Annotated in this window: 15 protein-coding genes; 11 read left to right on the top strand and 4 right to left on the bottom strand. The window is 69.0% G+C overall.

Annotated elements, in window-relative coordinates; translation table 11 throughout:
- The first annotated feature begins 14 nt into the window (after nt 1–14).
- Nucleotides 15–965: a substrate-binding domain-containing protein gene (locus tag A3M1_RS0112220; RefSeq protein ID WP_018389259.1), complete on the top strand. Its 951-nt coding sequence runs from the start codon at nt 15–17 to the stop codon at nt 963–965.
- A gap of 67 nt (nt 966–1,032) precedes the next feature.
- A complete protein-coding gene (locus A3M1_RS0112215) occupies nt 1,033–1,653 on the top strand; it encodes a DJ-1/PfpI family protein (RefSeq protein ID WP_018389258.1) in 621 nt (206 codons plus the stop codon).
- Nucleotides 1,654–1,760: 107 nt separating this feature from the next.
- Here A3M1_RS0112215 and A3M1_RS0112210 read toward each other — a convergent pair whose 3' ends face one another.
- Nucleotides 1,761–2,726 carry an SDR family NAD(P)-dependent oxidoreductase gene (locus A3M1_RS0112210; RefSeq protein ID WP_018389257.1) on the bottom strand — a complete coding sequence of 322 codons (966 nt, stop codon included), beginning with the start codon at nt 2,724–2,726 and terminating at the stop codon, nt 1,761–1,763.
- Nucleotides 2,727–2,921: 195 nt separating this feature from the next.
- On the opposite strand from A3M1_RS0112210, the gene A3M1_RS0112205 reads away from it, so the two are divergent.
- Entirely contained in the window at nt 2,922–3,827 is a 906-nt protein-coding gene (locus tag A3M1_RS0112205) for an AraC family transcriptional regulator (RefSeq protein WP_018389256.1), read from the top strand.
- 84 nt (nt 3,828–3,911) lie between these two features.
- Here the strand turns inward: A3M1_RS0112205 and A3M1_RS0112200 are convergent, their stop codons facing one another.
- Both A3M1_RS0112200 and A3M1_RS0112195 read right to left on the bottom strand, forming a co-directional pair.
- Nucleotides 3,912–5,279 carry an HlyD family type I secretion periplasmic adaptor subunit gene (locus tag A3M1_RS0112200; protein WP_245261655.1) on the bottom strand — a complete coding sequence of 456 codons (1,368 nt, stop codon included), beginning with the start codon at nt 5,277–5,279 and terminating at the stop codon, nt 3,912–3,914.
- Nucleotides 5,280–5,283: 4 nt separating this feature from the next.
- Nucleotides 5,284–6,975: a type I secretion system permease/ATPase gene (locus tag A3M1_RS0112195; RefSeq protein ID WP_018389254.1), complete on the bottom strand. Its 1,692-nt coding sequence runs from the start codon at nt 6,973–6,975 to the stop codon at nt 5,284–5,286.
- 193 nt (nt 6,976–7,168) lie between these two features.
- On the opposite strand from A3M1_RS0112195, the gene A3M1_RS0112190 reads away from it, so the two are divergent.
- Nucleotides 7,169–7,645, top strand: coding sequence for a hypothetical protein (locus A3M1_RS0112190; RefSeq protein WP_018389253.1), 477 nt, complete (start codon nt 7,169–7,171; stop codon nt 7,643–7,645).
- 94 nt (nt 7,646–7,739) lie between these two features.
- On the opposite strand, the gene A3M1_RS0112185 is transcribed toward A3M1_RS0112190, so the two are convergent.
- Nucleotides 7,740–8,822: a GlxA family transcriptional regulator gene (locus A3M1_RS0112185; RefSeq protein ID WP_018389252.1), complete on the bottom strand. Its 1,083-nt coding sequence runs from the start codon at nt 8,820–8,822 to the stop codon at nt 7,740–7,742.
- Between the two features lie 253 nt (nt 8,823–9,075).
- On the opposite strand from A3M1_RS0112185, the gene A3M1_RS0112180 reads away from it, so the two are divergent.
- From A3M1_RS0112180 to A3M1_RS0112150, 7 genes are all read left to right on the top strand, one after another.
- The gene (locus A3M1_RS0112180) at nt 9,076–10,038 is read left to right on the top strand and encodes a dihydrodipicolinate synthase family protein (RefSeq protein WP_018389251.1); all 963 of its coding nucleotides are present in this window, start codon (nt 9,076–9,078) and stop codon (nt 10,036–10,038) included.
- A 7-nt stretch (nt 10,039–10,045) separates the two neighbouring features.
- The gene (locus A3M1_RS0112175; protein ID WP_018389250.1) at nt 10,046–10,342 is read left to right on the top strand and encodes a UxaA family hydrolase; all 297 of its coding nucleotides are present in this window, start codon (nt 10,046–10,048) and stop codon (nt 10,340–10,342) included.
- Nucleotides 10,335–11,561: a UxaA family hydrolase gene (locus A3M1_RS0112170; RefSeq protein ID WP_245261654.1), complete on the top strand. Its 1,227-nt coding sequence runs from the start codon at nt 10,335–10,337 to the stop codon at nt 11,559–11,561. Before A3M1_RS0112175 ends, A3M1_RS0112170 begins: the two co-directional genes overlap by 8 nt.
- A 51-nt stretch (nt 11,562–11,612) precedes the next feature.
- Complete coding sequence (locus A3M1_RS0112165; RefSeq protein ID WP_245261653.1) at nt 11,613–12,623, top strand: ABC transporter substrate-binding protein; 1,011 nt, start codon at nt 11,613–11,615, stop codon at nt 12,621–12,623.
- A gap of 68 nt (nt 12,624–12,691) precedes the next feature.
- Entirely contained in the window at nt 12,692–13,459 is a 768-nt protein-coding gene (locus A3M1_RS0112160; protein WP_018389247.1) for an ABC transporter ATP-binding protein, read from the top strand.
- Entirely contained in the window at nt 13,440–14,267 is an 828-nt protein-coding gene (locus A3M1_RS0112155) for an ABC transporter permease (protein ID WP_245261652.1), read from the top strand. Before A3M1_RS0112160 ends, A3M1_RS0112155 begins: the two co-directional genes overlap by 20 nt.
- 26 nt (nt 14,268–14,293) lie before the next feature.
- Nucleotides 14,294–15,346: an Ldh family oxidoreductase gene (locus A3M1_RS0112150; protein WP_018389245.1), complete on the top strand. Its 1,053-nt coding sequence runs from the start codon at nt 14,294–14,296 to the stop codon at nt 15,344–15,346.
- Nucleotides 15,347–15,354 lie beyond the last annotated feature (8 nt).

Below are 15,354 nucleotides of genomic sequence, written 5' to 3'. Positions count from 1 at the left end.
GGTGGAGGAAACACATGCTCAGGAATGCACTCATTGCCGCTGGGGTGACGACCGCGCTGCTGGCGGCCGGCCCGGCTTCAGCCGCCGAAAAGAAGGTCATCGCCGTCTCCATTCCCGCCGCCGACCATGGCTGGACCGCCGGCGTCGTCTACCATGCGAACGCCGCCGCCAAGGAGATCAACAAGGCCTTTCCCGGCATCGAGGTGATCGTGAAGACCTCACCCTCGGCCAGTGCGCAGGTGAGCGCCATCGAGGACATGTCGGCCACGCGCAAGATGGACGCGCTTGTCATCCTGCCGCACAGCTCCGAGGAGCTGACCACGCCGGTGAAGACCATCAAGGAGAAGGGCACCTTCATCACCGTGGTCGACCGCGGCCTGAACGACCCGCATATCCAGGACCTCTATGTCGCCGGCGACAACATCGCCGTCGGCTTCAACACGGCGAAGTTCCTGGTCGAGAAGATGGGCGGCAAGGGCAATCTCGTCGTGCTGCGCGGCATCCCGACCGTCATTGACGACGAGCGCATCAAGGGCTTCCAGGACGGGATCAAGGGCTCGGACCTGAAGATCCTCGACATCCAGTACGCCAACTGGAACAGCGACGAAGCCTTCAAGCTGATGCAGGACTATCTCGCCAAATACCCGCAGATCGATGCGGTGTGGGCCAATGACGACGACATGCTGCTCGGCGTGCTGGAAGCGATCAAGCAGTCCGGCCGCAAGGACATCAAGTTCGCGCTCGGCGGCAACGGCATGAAGGAGATCATCGAGAAGGTGAAGGCGGGCGACGCCATGACCCCGGTCGAGACGCCCTATCCGCCCTCGATGATCAAGACCGCCATCTATCTCACCGCCGCGCATTTCGCCGGCCACGCCCCGGTGCGCGGCGCGCTCAAGCTCGATGCGCCGCTCATCACCAAGGACAATGCCGAGGAATACTACTTCCCCGACTCGCCGTTCTGACCCTTACCCTATCGGCCGGGCAGGCAAGACCGCGCCCGGCCCCTCACAATGAGCGGAGGTACTCATCATGCCGGGCAAGAAAATCCTGATGCTGACGGGCGAATTCACCGAGGAATACGAGATCTTCGTGTTCCAGCAGGGGATGGAAGCGGTCGGCCACACGGTCCATGTCGTCTGCCCCGACAAGAAGGCCGGCGACAAGATCCAGACCTCGCTGCACGATTTCGAGGGACACCAGACCTATATCGAGCGCTACGGCCACCTCGCCGACATCAACAAGACCTTCTCCGAGGTGAAGCTGGAGGAGTATGACGCCGTCTACTGCGCCGGCGGGCGCGGGCCGGAATATATCCGCACCGACAAGCGCATTCAGGCGATGGTCCGCCACTTCCACGAGACCGGCAAGCCGATCTTCACCATCTGCCACGGCGCGCAAATTCTGATGGCGGTGGACGGGGTGCTGACCGGCAAGCGGGTTGGCGCGCTCGGCGCCTGCGAGCCGGAAGTGCGCCTCGCCGGCGGCATCTATGTCGACCTCTCGCCGACCGAGGCGCTGGTCGACGGCAACATGGTCTCCGCCAAGGGCTGGACGGCGCTGGCCGCCTTCATGCGCGAATGCCTGAAGGTGCTCGGCACCGAAATCCGCCATTCCGACAACGTGCCGGCCGTCGCGACACGGGCGGCGTAGCGCCGGCTATCCCCGGGCGCCCACAGGGCCGCCCGGGGGTTCGCTCGATCGGCCGCCTGCCGAAGCGTCAAAGGCCAGGAAGGCGAAGGCGAAGGGCGCGCCCCGCGTCAGAACCGCTCGCCGACGAGTTCCTCGCTTTTGCGCCACAGGGCCTCCGCCCGCTCGGCGTCGAGGGCATAGGGGCGCACGCCGCCGCGAATGCCTTCGCCGTCCTGCACCTGAGCGACATGACAGTCCTCGCAATAGCGCCCGCCGACCGCCTCCGCATCGGCGACGCAGGCGGCCCATACCGTGGTCGCCGCCCCCTGCGGGATCGTCTTGAACGCGAAGGGCGGCAGGCCGGCCGCCGCGTGCGCGACGTTGATGGAGGCGACCAGAGCTTCCATGTCTTCGGGGGTCATGTGCCGGCCGAGCTCGGTATGGATGCCCCCGGGATGCACCGCCGTGGCGCGCACGCCGCGCGCGCGGTGCCGCCGGTCGAACGCGACGGCGAACAGGCTGTTGGCCGTCTTCGAACGTCCATACGCGACCCACGGGTCATAAGGGGTCCGTTCGAAATTGGGGTCGTCGAGCTCGACATCGGCGAAGCGATGGCCGGCGGAGGACAGGTTCACCAGCCGCCCGCCCTCGCCGATCAGGCCGGCGATCTTGTTCACCAGCACGAAGTGGCCGAGATGGTTGGTGCCGAACTGTGTCTCGAACCCGTCGGCGGTTCGGCCGAAGGGCGGCGCCATGACGCCGGCATTGGCGATCACCAGGTCGAAGCCGCGGCCATCCGCCAGCAGCCGGTCGGCGCAGGCGCGCACGCTGGCAAGCGAGGCGAGATCAAGCTCGATAAGCTCGAAGCTGCCGTCCTTCGCCCGGGCCGCTTCCCGCACGCCGGCGGTCGCCCGCTCGGCCTTGGCAAGGTCGCGCGCCGCGCCGACCACATGCGCGCCATGCGCCGCCAGAACCCTCGCGGTCTCGACGCCGAGCCCCGCCGAGGTGCCCGTCACCAGGACGCGCCTGCCGTGGAGATCGACCCCGGCAAGCACCTCGTCCGTGGTCGATGTCGCACCGAAAACCTCTGTCATGATCTGTTCCTGTTCGCTTGAAGCCGCGCGGTGATGCCGCGCGGTGATGCCGCGCGGTGATGCCGCGCGGTGATGCCGCGTCCCTGGCCGATATGGTCAGCGGCTTGCGAAGCCGAGCGCCCGATCGTATCAACTCCTTGCCTGATCCTATCAGCGGCGCTTGCGATGCCGGCGAGGAAGGAAAAGATCACCCCCATGCAGAATTTGCTCGATCGCATGTGCCACCGCATCGCGCGCCACACGGACGGCATGCGGCCGGAGACGCCGTTGCCGCATGTCGGCATAGGAATCGCCCGCCAGCACAGCGCGCCGGTGACGACGCTCTATGAACCGATGGCTTGCGTGGTGCTGCAGGGCACCAAGCAGGTGCTGATCGGCGACCGGATGCTGCGCTATGGCGCGGGCAGCTGCTTCATCGCCTCGCTGGAACTGCCGGCCACCGGCTGCGTGATCGAGGCGGCCCGCGACGCGCCCTATGTCGTCGCCAGCCTCGCCCTTGATCGCGACGTGCTCACCAGCCTGCTCGCGGAGATGCCGCCCGCCCCGCCTGCCGCGCCCACAGCCGCGCCGGCCTCCGGCTTCGGCGTGGCGCCCGCCACGGCCGCTCTGCTGGAGGCCTGGGATCAGCTGCTCGCGCTGCTGGACACGCCCGCCGACATCCGCTTTCTCGCGCCCTCGCGCGAGCGCGAAGTGCTGTACCGCCTGCTGCAGGGCGCGCACGGCCCGCTGCTCCGCCAGGCCGGGCGCACCGACAGCCGCCTGTCGCAGGTGCGGCGCGCGATCAGCTGGATCCGCCGCAACTTCGACCAGACGCTGCGGACCGAGGCACTGGCCGAGATCGCCGGCATGAGCGTCCCTTCCTTCCACCGCCATTTCAAGGCGGCGACGGCGATGAGCCCGCTGCAATACCAGAAGACGCTGCGCCTTCAGGCCGCGCGGCGATTGCTGACGACCCACACCGATGCCGCCCGCGCCGCCTATGCGGTCGGCTATGAAAGCGCCTCGCAGTTCAGCCGCGAATATGCCCGCCTGTTCGGCATGCCTCCCGCCCGCGACGCCGAGCGCCTGCGCCGCGCCGCGCAGCTGGGGGAGGCCATCTGACGGCGCCGGTTACGGGCGTTCGGCTCGGCGGCCAGGGACTGGCGGTCTTTTCCCGGCGACGGCGCAGCCGGGCCAGCGCGGGCTCTACTCCTCGCGGAAGGCGCGCATGAGCTGGTCCTGCAACGGCTTGAGGAAATAGGATAAAGCGAGGCGCGGGCCGGTGTCGATGAACACCTCCACCGGCATGCCGGGCACCAGCTTCAGCGGCGCGAGCCGTGCCACCGCTGCGGGATCGAGCGTGAGGCGGACCGTATACCAGCTCTCGCCGCTCGCCTCGTTCACGAACACATCCGGCGAGAGCCGTGCCACCACGCCGGCGAGTTCGGGCGTGGTGCGCCGGTTGAAGCTGGTGAGCCGCAGCAGCGCCGCCTCGCCGGCATGAACGTCGTCGATATCGTCCGGGCTCAGCCGCATCTCGGCGACCAGCGCGGCGCGCGGGACGATCTGCATGAGGGTTTCGCCCGGCGCGACGACGGCCCCGATCGTGTGCACGGCGAGGTCGTGCACGAGGCCGGCCTGCGGGGCGCGGACCTCCATGCGCCGGAGGCGGTCGCGGGCGGCGATCCGCTGCTCGGCGAGCTGGGCCAGCCTTGCGTCGATCTCGCGCAGGGCCTCCAGCGCCTCGGCCTGGCGCGTCTGGTCGATCTCGATGATCTGCAGCTCCGTCTCGGCGATCCGCCCTTCGGCGCGGGCGATCTCGGCGGTGAACTGGCCGTGTTCGCCGGTGAGCTGGGCGCGCAGCCGGCTCAGCTCCGCCACCTGGCCGAGGGTGGCGAGATCGCGGCCCCGCAACGTCTCGATGCTCTCAAGCTCGCGCGCGTTCCACGCCAGTTCCTCGGTCTTGGCGTCGCGCCGCTCGGCGAGGCCGTCGATCTCGCGGTGAATCTGGGCGATGCGCTCCCGAAGCTGGCGCTTCTGGCCGGCGGCAAGCGCGCGGCGGGCGCGGAACAGCGCCTGCTCGGAGGCGATGAGGGCGGCCGCGGCGCCGGGGGCCTCGCCGGCTTCCAATTCCACAGGCACCACAAGCTCCTCCGCCGCGTCGCGCTCGCCGACGAGACGCAGGCGCTGGGCGGCCAGATGCCGGATCTGGTCCTCGACAATGGCGAGGTTGGCCTTTGTCAGCGTGTCGTCGAGCCGGATCAGCAGCTGCCCCGCCGCCACCGCGTCGCCATCGCGCACATGGATGGCGCCGACCACGCCGCCATCGCGGGTCTCCACCTGCTTCACCCGGCCCTCGACCACCAGCGTGCCCTGCCCGACCACCGCGCCGGCAAGTTCGGTCGTCGCCGCCCAGCCGCCGAGGCCGCCGAACAGCAGGGCGACAAGGCCGAAGCCCATGGCCAAGTTGCGCCGGATCGACCGGGTCGCCGGCGAGGCGGACCCGCCCCGTGCGGAAGAGGGAAGGACCAGGCGCGGCTCCGCAGCACGCTCAGGCGGGGTCAGGGCGTCCATCGCGCTACTCCACCGGCGCTTTCAGCCGGGCGATCACTTCCGCCCGGGGCCCGAGGGCGGCCACCCGCCCCTCCTTGATGATCAAAAGCTGGTCGAGCGTGTCCAGCAGCTGGGTGCGGTGGGCAATGACGATGACGATCGCCCCACCCTGGCGGGCGCCGAGAATGGCGGCGGCGAGCGCGGCCTCGCCTTCCCTGTCGAGATTGGCGTTCGGCTCGTCGAGCACGATGAGGAAAGGCCGGCGGTAGAGCGCGCGGGCCAGCCCAATGCGCTGGCGCTGCCCGGCCGAGAGCGCCGTGCCGTCCACCCCGATCCGTGTGTCGTAGCCGGCCGGAAAGTGCAGGATCATGTCGTGGCAATTGGCGTTGCGGGCTGCCGCCAGCACCTCTTCCGCCGGGGCGTGTGGCTCGAAGCGGGCGATGTTCTGCGCCACGGTGCCGTCGAACAGCTCCACATCCTGCGGGAGATAGCCGATATGGCGGCCGATCGCCTCGGGCCGCCACTGCTTCAGCTCGGCACCGTCCAGCCGGATGGTGCCGCGCAGGCACGGCCAGCTTCCCACCAGCGCCCGGGCGAGGCTCGACTTGCCCGAGCCACTCGGCCCGGCTACGCCGAGGCCCTGCCCCGCCTCCAGCCGAAAGCTCGCCTCCCGCAGAACAGGCTGCGCGCTCCCCGGCGGCGCGACGGCGAGATGCTCGACGACGAGGCTGCGCGAGGGCGCCGGCAGGGCCATCGTCTCGGCCTCGGGCGGCACGGCGAGAAGCGCCTCCAGCCGGCTGCGGGCCTGCCGCGCCGCGATGAAGCCGCGCCAATGGGCCACCGCCTGCTCAATCGGCGCCAGCGCCCGCGAGGTGACGATGGAGGCGGCGATCATCACCCCCGGCGAAAGCTCCTGCCGGATCACCAGCAAGGCACCGAGCGCCAGCACGGCCGCCTGCAGCGCCAGCCGCAGCACCCGCGCAAAGCTGGCGTGCAGCCCGGCGATGTCGGCGATGCGCCGGCGCAGCCCCGTCTGCTCGCCATCGGTCCGGCGCCAGGTCGCGGCATAGGCGGGCACCATGCCCATGGCGTGCAGCACCTCGGCATTGCGCCGTCCCGCCTCCATGAGATCATGGCGGCGCAGGGCGAGGTCCGCGCTGTGCCGCACCGGCCCGCGCAGCGCCAGCTCATTGGCCACTGTGCTGCCCACCAGCAGAACCGCCCCCGCCACCGCCAGCCAGCCGAGCCAGGAATGGAAGGCGAAGACCACGACGAGATAGACCGGCAGCCAGGGCAGATCGCACAGCGCGATCGGCCCCGGCCCGGCGAGGAAGCCGCGGATCTGGTCGAGTTCGCCGACGGGCCGGCCGGCCCTTCCCGGGGGCGCGCCCAGCGGCAGTTCCAGCGCCAGGCGAAAACCGGCGGGTCCCAGCGTCTCGTCCAGCCGGTCGCCTATCCGGGTCAGCACGCGGCCCCGCACGATCTCGATCAGGCCGAGGCCGGCATAGAGCACCATCACCAGCACGCACAGCGCCGCGAGCGTCGGCACGCTGCGGCTGGTCAGCACCCGGTCATAGATCTGGATCAGGAACAGCGGGCCGGTGAGCATTAACAGGTTGCTCACCCCGCTCAGCACGCCGACGCCGAGGAACGCGCCGCGCACGTCGCGCAGTGCCCGCGCCACAAGGGTGCCGCCAGCGGGGGAGGCGGCGCTCATGGCCGGCTCCGCGCCACGGGGCGGCAGCTGGGCGCGTTCATCCGGCAGGCGGCTCGGCGGAGAGGGAGGGAAACGCATCGCTGCGCGGGCGAAAACACCTTGGCGTGATCCTCGTCCCGCGACCGCGCGGCCTCTCCCACTACTACAAGGCTATATGCTACCTGTAGAGCCTTCTCATCAAGGGAGTTCTCCGATGAGCCCAACGCCTGGCCCCGACCTTCCCGACGCAGCGCGTTCCCTTTCCGAGGCCGCGCCCTCCAGCGTTGCACGCGCGGGCACCGGCAGCGGCGATGACCGCCCAAGCGAGGAGATCAGCCTCAGCTTCGGCAGGATCGACGATCCGGCGACCAGCGCGGCGGGCACCGGCAGCGGCGATGACCGGCCGGGCGAGGAGCTCAGCCTCAGCTTCACCAAGCCGCCCGGGTCGGAGGCGACGGGCGGGACAGATGGCTTCGTGCCGTCCGACCCTGCGGGCGCATCGTCTGACCTCCTCGACTTCTCCGGCCTCACTGCCGAAGGCCCGGAGGAGATGGACGAGGCCTTTGCATCCGACGCGCTGGCGGGCGAGGCGACAGCCTTCGCCGGCACTTCGCACCCGGACCCGACCGGGGACCGGATCGAAGACATCGTCACCGCACCGGCTTCCCCTGCCGACGACTTCATCGCCTGAAGATGCCGCCTTTGGCGCGGTCGCGGGGGCGGCTGCGGCGTGAGGCGCCCCCTCCCCCGCTGCCTCACCCGGCAGGCGTGACCCGGACGCCGCGTCACAGCGGCGGGGCGTCGTCCCTGATCGGCGGCGTGATCGACAGGCGCCGCACTTCCGGCCGGTAGGTCTGGTTTTGCTGCCGGCGCAGCGAGGCGCGGAACTCGCGCGGCGCCATGCCGAACTGGGCATGAAAGGCGCGGGTGAACACGCTCGGATAGGAAAAGCCGCAGGCGGTGGCGACCTCCTTGATGCCGAATTCCTCATAGAACAGCATGTTGCGGGCGGCCTGCAGGCGGATGCGCAGATAAAGCCGCATCGGCGTCTCGTCGAAGCTGCGGCGGCAGGCGCGCAGCACGGTCTTCGGCGACACCTCCAGCCTTTCGGCGATCTCGTCCAGCGGCAGCGGGAAATCGAGATGGCGCTCCATCAGCGCGACGATGCGGTCCGGCAGCGCCGGCTGGGCGGCGACGCCGGGCAGGTCGTCGAGCCGCTGCGGCGCGGTGGCCGGGCGCGGGGCATAGACGAGGGCGTTGGCCACCTCGCTGGCCAAGGTCGGCGTCTTCAGCCGGCCGATCAGGTCGAGCATCATGTCGAGCGTGGCGATGCCGCCGGCGCAGGTCAGGCGCGGACCGTCGATCAGGTAGATCTGGTTCTTGACGCCCAGGCCGGGGAAGCGCTCGCGAAAGGTCGGCACCGCCTCCCAGTGCAGCACCACATCGCGCCGGTCGATCAGCCCGGCCTGGGCCAGCGCGAAGGTGCCGGTATCGATGGCGCCGATCGCGGCGCCGAAGCGGGCGGCGGTGCGCAGCTGGCCGAGCAGCTTCGAGGAATTGCGCTGCATCGGCAGATTGCCCTCGAAGACGAGATAGAAATCGGCCGCCGGCATGGAGGCCAGGCTGTCGTTGGCCGACATCCAGAAGCCGTTGCTGGCCCGCACCGGGGCGCCGTCCTCGGAGACGAAGCGCCAGCGGAAGATCTCGCGGCCGCTGTTCTGGTTGGCGATGCGCAGCGCCTCGCTGGCCAGCACCAGCGCGTTCAGCGGGAATTCCGGCTGCAGGATGAAGTTGAACGCGGGGACCCCGCCCCCGCCCGCTCTCCCGCCCGGGCCCGGTGTTTCAGTGGTGGAGGGCTGTGGCGGCATGGATGGCGCACCGATGAAGGCCAGTTGACCAGAATGATCAACAATACGTCCTTTCCTGTCAATTCACGGCGCATTTTCTCGGCACTATTGGGGCACGGAAGGCTTCGAGGAACCGCTGGCGGGACCGTCGGCGCCCGGATGTGTTGACCTGACATTTTGAGCAGCCACGCGACTTTTCGTCCGTGAATGCCTGCGGCCCGGCGGCCGCAGGCACGCGATGACGCGCGGCTGCGGTGAGCGGCGGAGTTGCGACGTGCAGACGGACATTCTCAAGAAGAAGCTCGAAGGTTGCTATGTCACCGTGCCGACGCCGTTTCGCGACGAGGAAGGTTTTCCCGTCGACGAGGCGGCGCTGCGCACCTATGTGCGCTTTCTCATCGAGGGCGGGCTGACGGCGGAGACGGCGGTGTTTCTCGCCGGCGGCGCGGCGGGCGACTTCTCCACCATGAGCTTCGACGAGCGGGTGCGGGTGGCGGAGATCGTCGTCGACGAGGTCGGCGGCCGGGTGCCGGTGGCGATGGGCGCCCAGACCACCAGCACGCTCGAACTCGTCCGCCTCGCCAAGGCCGCCCAGCGTATCGGGGCGGACTTCATCCAGGTGTCGTGCCCGTTCTACTTCAGCCATACCGAGGCGGATTTCGAGGAGTTCGTCCGCGCCGCCGCCGCCGCGGCGCCCGATATCGGCATCATCATCTACAACACCTTCTGGAACACCACGAACATCTCGTTCCGCATGGTCGAGCGCCTGGCGGAGATCCCGAATGTGGTCGGCCTTAAATGGGCGACCCCGCGCACCGACGCGATGGAATTCGAGAGCGTGGCGGCGCATTTCTCCAAGCGCTTCACCATCATCGACAACAATCTGTTCTTCGCCTTCAGCGCCATGCCCGCGCTCGGCGCCAGGGCGTTCGAGGTGCATCTGTGCAATTTCTGGCCCGCCTGGGGGCTGAAGCTGGTGCGCGAGATCGGCGCTGGCAATTACCCGGAAGTCGCGCGCATGCTGGTGGAGGAGGCGATGCCCTTCTACAAGCTCTGGGTCGAGATCGAGCGCGATTTCACCAGCGGCGACGGCTATCTCGACAAGCTCTGCATGGAACTGGTCGGCCTGCCCTCCAGCCGCTGCCGGCCGCCGACCCGCGACGTGCGCCGGGAATACCGCGCGGCGACGCTGGAAATGATGCGCGCCATCGGCACCCCCAACCTTGTCGCGGGCTGAGGGCGCCATGGCCGCATCGGCGAACCTCATCATCCTGGCGGCCGGCGACAATGTCGGCATCGCGCTGCGCGATATCGCCGCCGGGGAGATCGCCGCGACGCTGCCGGGCGTGACGCTGCGCGCCGAGGAAGCCATCCCGCAGGGGCACAAGCTGGCGCTCGACGCCATCGCCGAGGGGCAGGACATCGTGCGCTTCGGCATGAAGGTCGCGCTGGCGAGCGCGGCGATCGGCAAGGGGCGGCTCGTGCATGTCCACAATGTCACCAGCCGCTACCTGAACAATGACGAGGACCATTATGAATAGCCTCGCCCCCTCGCCCCCCGCCGCCGGAGGGATGCGCGGCTTCCTGCGGGCGGACGGCCGCAAGGGCATTCGCAACCAGGTGCTGGTCGCCTATCTCGTGGAATGCGCGCACCACGTCGCCCGGATGATCGCGGCGCCCTATCAGGGCGAGGGCGCGCAGCTCATCGGCTTTCCCGGCTGCTATCCCAGCGACTATGCCGAGCGGGTGATGACCAGTATCGCCACCCATCCCAATGTCGGCGCGGTGCTGCTGGTCTCGCTCGGCTGCGAGGAATTCCAGCGCACCCGGCTCAAGGTGGCGATCGCCGCCAGCGGCCGGCCGGTGGAGCTTCTCACCATCCAGTCCTGTGGCGGCACCGCCGGCACGGTGGCGAAGGGCCGGGCCTTTGTCGAGGCGCAGCTGGCCGTGCTCGCGCGTGTGCCAAGCGTGCCGATCACGCTGGCCGACCTCGTCATCGGCACCAAATGCGGTGGCTCGGACGGGCTGTCCGGCGTCACCATCAACCCGGCGGTCGGCCATGCCAGCGACCTTCTGGTCGATGCCGGCGCGACTGTCATGTTCGAGGAAACCTGCGAACTTATCGGCTGCGAAGCGCATATGGCGAGCCGCGCCACCACGCCTGCACTCGCCGAGGCGCTGCGCGAGGCGGTGCGCAAGGCCGACGCCTATTACACCGCGCTCGGCCATGGCAGCTTTGGCGGCGGCAACATCAAATATGGCCTGTCGACGCTGGAGGAGAAGTCGCTCGGCGCCTATGCCAAGAGCGGCTCGCGCCCGATCAGCGGCGTGCTGAAGCCGGGCGTGCGCCCGCCCGCCACCGGGCTCTATTTGATGGACACGGTGAATGACGGGCCGGTGCGCTACGGCATTCCCAACATCAACGACACCCAGACCATCACCGAAATGGTGGCGAGCGGCTGCCATCTGATCCTGTTCACGACAGGTGCCGGCTCGGTGGTCGGGCAGGCGGTGGCGCCTGTCATCAAGGGCGTGTCGAACTCGCGGACCTATGCCCGCATGGAGGGCGACATGGACATCAATGCCGGCACCATCGCCGACGGTGTCGAGACGGTGGAGGAGGTGGGGCGGCGCCTGCTGGCGGCCATCATCGCCGCCGCTTCCGGCGCGCCGACCAAGTCCGAGGCGCTCGGGCATCAGGAGTTCGTGCTGTCCTACAAGACGTACGAACCTCTCGGGCCCGGCTGCCTGCCGGCCTGAGCTTTTCCCGGTAACGCATAAGCAAAAACCAGAGCGAGGATCGAAATGATGATGTCTGCGACACTCGGAAAACGACTTGCCGGCGCGGCGCTGCTTGCCGTCAGCCTGTTCGGTGCCGGCGAGGCCAAGGCGCTCGACGATGTGCGGCTGCGACTCAACTGGATGTGGTACGGCTCGCACGCCGCCTTCGCCCTCGGCAAGGACCGTGGCTACTTCAAGGAAGCCGGCATCAATCTGGATGTCCGCTCGGGCAATGGCTCCGGTTCGGCGCACCGGCTGGTCGCCAATGGCGACAGCACCTTTTCCTATGGCTCCTGCGCCGGGCTGGTGAACCTTGCCGCCAAGGGCGCGCCGCTGGTGTCGGTCGCCGTCATCGACGCGATGGGGACGGAGGCCATCATCGTGCGGCCGGATGCCGGCGTCACCAAGATCGCCGATCTCAAGGGCAAGAAGCTGCTCACCACCTCCAATGCCGGGGTGAACACCTTCTTCCCGCTGGTGCTGAAGAATGCCGGGCTCGCCGAGGGCGATGTCGGCATCATCAACGTGCCCGATGGCGCGCTGGTGTCGAGCTATCTGCAGGGCGCGGGTGGCACGGTCGGCCTGCTCGGCGGGCTCGACGACAAGCCGGCCGAAATCAAGGCCGCCGGCGGCGCCCAGCCCGTCACCTTCCCCTATTCCGCCTTCGGCGTGAACCAGGTCGGCTATTGCATCGTCGCCTCGCGCGACACGGTGGCCAAGAACCCGGACCTGGTGAAGCGCTTCCTCGCCGCCACCATCAAATCCTACAAGGCGGCCGAGGCCGACCCGCAGGCGGCGGTCAACGCGATGGGCGACATTGTCGGCGGCACGATGAACGAGGAGGCCGGAAAGAAGCAGGCGGCCGAGGTGCAGAAGGTGACGCTCGACGTGCTCTATTCCGAAGCCAATAGCGGCAAAGTGCTGGGCCTGAACGTGCCGGCCGACTGGGCGGACATGATCGAGCTGATGAAGAAGTATAACGGGCTCGACACCAAGGAGCCGCCGACCTTCTTCTACACCAACGATTTCCTGCCGAAGTAGGATCATCCGGCTCGCGCGCGGGCGGCGTGTTTCCGCCCGCTTCGTTTCCAAGGGAGTGCTGGTGCGTTATGGGCGCGACGATCGACATCCGGTCGCTGACGAAGACGTTCGGGGCCGGTCCGGGGGCGGTACACGCCTTCGGGCCGATCGACCTGACCATCGAATCCGGTAGCTTCGTTTCACTGCTCGGCCCGTCGGGCTGCGGCAAGTCCACCCTCATGCTGATGATCGCCGGCCTGCTCGACGCCACGCGCGGCGACGTGTTCTTCGACGACGCGAAAGTCGATGGCCCGCGCACCGATATCGGCATCATGTTCCAGGACAACACGCTGGTGCCCTGGCGCACGGTGGAGGGTAATGTCGCCCTGCAGCTCGAACTGCGTGGGCTCGACCCGCGCGACTATGCCGACCGCATTCGCGACCTGCTGCGCTCGGTGAAGCTGGACGGCTTCCAGCACCGGCACCCCTATGAGCTTTCCGGCGGCATGCAGCAGCGGGCGGCCTTCTGCCAGGCGCTGGTGCACGAGCCGGACACGCTGCTGTTCGACGAGCCGCTCGGCAAGCTCGACGCCATGACCCGCGAGAGCATCCGCACCGACCTTCAGGCGCTGTGGATGCAGAAGCGGCCGACCGTGGTGTTCGTCACCCACTCCATCGAGGAAGCGGTGCAGCTCTCCTCCACCGTCTGCGTGGTGACGCCACGTCCAGGCCGGATCGAGCGCCGCATCGACATCGACCTGCCCTGGCCGCGCGACCTCGAAGTGAAGGCCAGCGCCCGGTTCACCCAGTATGTCCGCGAAATCCAGGGGATCTTCCATGACTATGGTGTCCTCTAGCATGCCGCCGGAGCCGGGCATGGCCGCCCGCGCCGCCGCCTGGCTGGCGATGGCGCTGCGCGCTTCCTGGCCCTTCGCCGCCTTCTTCATCGGCTTCTTCCTGGTGTGGGAATATTCCGTCGCGATCTTCAAGATCCCCGGCTATATCCTGCCGACACCCTCGCAGATCGTCAGCAATGGCTGGGCGGATATTCCCCGGCTGCTTGACTACACGCTGATAACGGGCGCCGAGAGCCTGATCGGCTATCTGCTCGCCATATGCATCGGCGTTCCCGTGGGCCTCGCCATCGCCTTTTGGAAGCCGCTGCAGCGCACGGTCTATCCCTTTCTGGTCAGCCTGGAGATGGTGCCGAAGATCGCCTTCGCGCCGCTGTTCATCGCCTGGCTCGGCTTCGGGCTGCTGCCGAAGGTCATCATCGTCGTGCTGGTGTGCTTCTTCCCCGTCGCGCTGAACGCGATCCATGCCTTCGGCTCGCTGTCGGACGAGCTCACCCGCTTCTGCCGCTCCACCGGGGCGGGGCCGCTGCGCACCTTCTGGAAGGTGCGGCTGCCGGCGGCGCTGCCGCAATGCTTCGTCGGCTTCAAATACGCGGCGCTGAACGCCACGGTGGGCGCGACCATCGCCGAGTTCATGGGTTCGGACCAGGGGCTCGGTTTCTACATCCAGATCGCCACCGGCAATATGCGCCCCGACCTCGCCTTTGCCGGCATCTTCTTCCTCACCTTGCTCGGCCTCGCTTTGTTCGGCGCCGTCTCGCTGGCCGAGAAGCTGCTCATTCCCTGGCACATCACGCTGCGCCGGCACTGAGCGCGCTGTTTCCCGAAGGATCTTCCATGGCGCCGCGTTTCGCCTCTTCCGAGCTTGTCTCCCTCGCCGAGGCCGTGCTGGCGCAGGCCGGCCTGCCGGCTGAGCCCGCCGCCGCGGTGGCGCTCGGCCTCACCGAGGCGGACCTGCTCGGCCACACCACGCACGGGCTGGCGCTGCTCGCCGATTATGTCGAGGAACTCGACAATGGCACGATGGAGCGCGAGGGCCGGCCGGAGACGATCGCCGACCAGCTCGCGGTCGCGACTTGGGACGCGCGGCGCCTGCCGGGCATCTGGACCACGCAGCTGGCGGTGGAGGACGCCACGCGACGGGCCGCCACCTTCGGCATCGGCGCCATCGCGCTGCGGCGCAGCCACCACATCGCCTGCCTCGCGGCCTTTCTGGAGGCGCCGGCGCGGGCGGGACTGCTCACCCTGGTCTATTCCTCCGACCCCAGCGACGCCCATGTCGCGCCGTTCGGCGGGCTGACCCCGGTGATGACGCCGAACCCCATCGCCGCCGGCATTCCCGCCGAGCCCGATCCGATCCTCATCGACGTCTCGACCTCGATCACCACCGCCGCCATGTGCGGGCGGGTGCGGGCCGCCGGGGGGCGCCTCAATGGGGCGTGGATCAAGGACAGCGACGGCAACGCCACCAACGACCCGGCGGCCTTCAAGGCGGGCGGCTCGATCCTGCCGATCGGCGGGCTCGACCATGGCCATAAGGGCTATGGCCTGTCGCTGATGGTGGAGGCGATGACGCAGGGGCTTGGCGGCTATGGCCGCGCCGACGCGCCGCGCGACTGGGGCGCCAGCGTGCTGGTGCTGGCGCTGTCGCCGGCGGCCTTTGGCGGGCTGGACGGCTTCACCCGCCAGACCGGCTGGCTGGCCGATGCCTGCCGCGCCTCCCGCGTGCCGGAAGGGGCGCCGCGGGTGCGGCTGCCGGGCGAGGCGGGGCTCGGCCGCAAGCGCCGCGCCCTGGCCGAGGGCGTCGTTCTGCATGACGGCATCGCCGACGATCTCGCCCGGCTCGCCCGCCGCTTTGGCCTGCCCGCCCCCACCCCGCTCGCCGATTGACCCTACAG

The sequence above is a fragment of the Ancylobacter sp. FA202 genome (genome assembly GCF_000380205.1).
GTDB lineage: Bacteria > Pseudomonadota > Alphaproteobacteria > Rhizobiales > Xanthobacteraceae > Ancylobacter.
This window is presented reverse-complemented; position numbering and strand designations above follow the sequence as displayed.